3 protein-coding genes and 1 pseudogene are annotated in these 3630 nt (G+C 36.6%); all 4 read right to left on the bottom strand.

The annotated features are described in order from the left end of the window. The coding region (locus ASJ81_RS10015) for an IS1634 family transposase (RefSeq protein ID WP_095644342.1) at positions 1 to 1074 on the bottom strand (1074 nt) is incomplete at its 3' end. A 67-nt stretch (positions 1075 to 1141) separates the two neighbouring features. Next, a pseudogene (locus ASJ81_RS10020) lies at positions 1142 to 1531 on the bottom strand (tetrahydromethanopterin S-methyltransferase subunit A); the annotation flags it as partial. 227 nt (positions 1532 to 1758) lie between these two features. Next, positions 1759 to 2823, bottom strand: coding sequence for an ACR3 family arsenite efflux transporter (gene arsB, locus ASJ81_RS10025; protein WP_095644344.1), 1065 nt, complete (start codon positions 2821 to 2823; stop codon positions 1759 to 1761). 42 nt (positions 2824 to 2865) lie between these two features. Continuing rightward, positions 2866 to 3195, bottom strand: a complete 330-nt coding sequence (locus tag ASJ81_RS10030; protein WP_245860019.1) for an ArsR/SmtB family transcription factor — start codon at positions 3193 to 3195, stop codon at positions 2866 to 2868. Between the last annotated feature and the right edge of the window lie 435 nt (positions 3196 to 3630).

A 3630-nucleotide genomic window follows, 5' to 3' on the forward strand; every position in this document is an offset into this window, starting at 1 on the left:
TTTTTTAACGGTTTTCAAATCTACTTTTTCAAACACAATAGAAGGGAAATCTGCAGTCCATTTTTCTGCTGCTTTTAATGCATCTTCTTCACAGAAGAAGTCCTCTCCTACCAGTTTTTTAAGCGACTTTTCTGCTTTTTCAAGTTCATTTTGAAGCTTCTTTCTGAGAGTTATCTCTTTCTTTTCTTTCATTTTATGAGAAAGCAACAAAACCCACTTTTGCTTGACTCCCCCATAATCAACAAAGGTTTGATAAAATGAGTATCTTTCGTCGCTTTTCAGTGGCTTCAGGTTTAGATTTGCAGTTAGCAGTTCCTTTGCCTCATTAATTGTTGCAGGAACACGACTGATCCAGAATGACTTTCCTATATTATTGATATTATTGTCAGTGTAAAAGGAACTATCAGCGACATAGTACACTTTGCTTTCAGGACTTACAGCTGATTTGAGGGACTTTATTGCTTCCAGAATTGTGCTTTTGTCGGAAGCATTCCCTGAATGAGTGTTCATAAAAAGGGGTATTCCATGCTGATTTACAATCAAACTTAGCACAAATTGTTTGAGATCCCATCTTCCGTTTTTGGGAATTCCAAAAGTGATATCAATAGACTCCGTTTCTTCGTCTTGATAATCACCATAAACGCTGACACTTGTAGTGTCAGCGTGTAAACAATGGACAGGAATAGGTAGACGGTTCATAATGTGAAGAACAATTTCCGTAAACAGTTTTGTAGGACCATACTTTACGATTCTGTCAAGAGTTTCTCCGATAGCATATTGATTCAGATCTTCTCGTGTTACACCTTCTCCAAAAAGTCTTTCTATAGAAATATTCCTGAAAAAGTCAGGAAAAAGGTATAGACGTTGACCTATGAAACCAAGACCATTGAGTACCATGGCAAGGATGCAGACTGAGTGAGGAATCTTGTGATCCCTTTCCTTTGGGAGTTTCTCATCGATCAGTTTGTCAACTTCAAGTTCTCGGAAAACTCCAGCAATGAGACCAAGGTGACCTAAAAATCTTGTACGTTTTATTGAGGATTCGACTAGTCGACTGTTGTTTTTGTCTGCCATGGAAAATCAAGAAAAAAGATGTGAGAATAATTATATTAACTTATATGTTTACCTGCCGAATCTAGGATACAAGGTCAATAATCTCAATTTCCCGGAGGAAGCGGGAGACTGCGGTCGCCGGAATATCGTCAAGATAAGGAATCACTCCTTCTGACCCTATAATCTTTTTTGATCCTCCGAAAGTCGAAACCCCGTTTTCGGCAAGTGCCAGCAAGGACTGTCCGGCAAAATGGTCACTTTCCTTCCCGCAGACAATAAGGCAACTTATGTGAGAGTTAGAAAGCACATTAACTATTACCTTCTCAATCCCGAAATTCTCCGTAAAACAGGTTCCACAGATGGCGTAGTTTTTCAGGTTCATGCTTCGATAGTCAGAAGCAAGAGTTACTACTGCTACGGGAGATTTTTGGTCTCCTACTATATAATCACCGGAAGTTGCAGGCCATCCCATGTAAAAGCTCCTTTTTTCTAAGTAAAATTGTTAAAAGGTTATTTAGTTCACTTTTTGATCATTTACTATTTTCATTTAATGAGTTATTAACTGAGATGTTGACTTCTATTTAACGAGCCTATCCCAAAAGCCATTTAGTTCTTAATCATCAAGAATTTTCAGGATTGCTCCCATGATCCGAAATTTAATTGATTATTTGGAACATAGGATTCAGAGAAGCAATTTTGAGTTTATTATCCTCCACATGTTTTGAAGGAGATACAATATTTCTTTCTCCAGTAAAGTGCAACATTGACAAGTCCTATCATAACGGGCACTTCAATCAGAGGACCTACTACCGCTGCAAATGCTTGCCCGGAATCTATGCCGAAAACTGCTACTGCCACTGCAATTGCCAGTTCGAAATTATTGCTGGCTGCGGTAAAAGAAAGGGATGTCGTCTGTCCGTAATTTACCCCTAACTTCATAGCAATAAAAAAGGAGATCCCAAACATAACTACGAAGTAGATTAAGAGAGGAATTGCAATCCTTACAACATCTAAAGGTAAAGTAACGATATATTCGCCTTTTAGTGAAAACATTACAATAATCGTAAATAGTAGAGCGTAAAGCGAAATCGGGCCTGCTCTGGGAATGAACTCTTCGTCATACCATTTTGCTCCTCTTGAAGGACGCAGGAAGTAACGGGTTAAAAAGCCCGCAGCGAAAGGAATTCCAAGGTAAATGGCAACACTCTGGGCAACTTCTCTCATAGAAACATCTATTTCCATACCACTAAGTCCCAACCACTCAGGCAGTACAGTTATGAAGAAGTAAGCAAAGACGGAATAGAAGACTAACTGAAAGATAGAATTGAAGGCGACCAGAGCAGCAGCATACTCATTGTCTCCGTCTGCCAGAGTATTCCATACAATTACCATGGCAATACATCTTGCGAGCCCTATTAGAATCACGCCTGCCATGTACTCGGGATAGTCCCTCAAAAATACTATTGCCAGGATAAACATCAAAACAGGGCCAATAATCCAGTTTTCCAGTAAGGACAAAAACAATACCTTATGATTTTTGAAAACCTTGCCTAATTCCTCATATTTAACCCGCGCCAGTGGAGGATACATCATAACTATTAATCCAATGGCAATGGGAATGGATGTGGTGCCAATAGAAAGGCTCTGCAAAAATTTCGCAAAGCCGGGAAAAACGAAACCTAAGGCTACACCGATAAACATAGCCAGGAAAATCCAAACAGTTAAATAACGATTTAAAAACGACAATTTTGATACAGTGGACTTTTCCATATGACCTTCCTCTGTTTTAATGAAAATAATTATTTTAAATAGTTACTCGCAAGATCTACCGCTTGTTTTGAATTTTTCTAACAAAGATAAGTCTTCTTCGCAAATATTGATCTTTCGAATTTCGTTGTTGAGAATGATTAAGAGAAAAGGATATTTTAGAAAAATTTCCTTATTAAGTCGGTAATAAACCCACTGAGATTTTTTTTCGGAGACGATAATCTTTGCCGTTTTCAACTTATTAAGATGCCTGGAAACATTGGATTGTTTAATATTCAGAACTGCTTCAATATCACAGACGCATAGTTCACCGTTTCTTAAAAGATTCAGTATCCGTAGTCTGTTTTCATCAGCAAGCGCCTTAAATATTTGCACAATATCCGCGGCATCACCACCTTTATATGAGTATATGCAATTATACTCATATACTATTTAAAATTATAGTTATATCGTTTTATCGTTAAAAACTTATGAAAGTTATTTCCAGAATCATGATTCTTAAGTAAAACTAATAGAAAAAGAAAATCTTTCTGTTTTTCACACTAAATTAATAAGAAACAGTAAATTAACTTATAATATGGACAAACAGAGAAAAAGACAAAAGCAATCTATCCGAGTACATCACAAAACAAAATAGAAAAGAGTTTAATGTATTATAAGAGTTTAATGTATTATAAGAGTTTAATGTATTATAAGAATTTAATGTTAGGATCTCAAATTAGCTTTTAAAATGTATCCTCTTCAAATTTAAGGGATTTTCAACCGCATAAAAAATATAATAGTTTTTCCATTTTCCCTTATCATATTTTG

Origin of the sequence: Methanosarcina spelaei, from assembly GCF_002287235.1 — an archaeon.
GTDB lineage: Archaea > Halobacteriota > Methanosarcinia > Methanosarcinales > Methanosarcinaceae > Methanosarcina > Methanosarcina spelaei.

Bases quoted from the DNA above. Each gene is read 5' to 3' on its own strand.
- arsB (WP_095644344.1), bottom strand. From the start codon at position 2,823: ATGGAAAAGTCCACTGTATCAAAATTGTCGTTTTTAAATCGTTATTTA.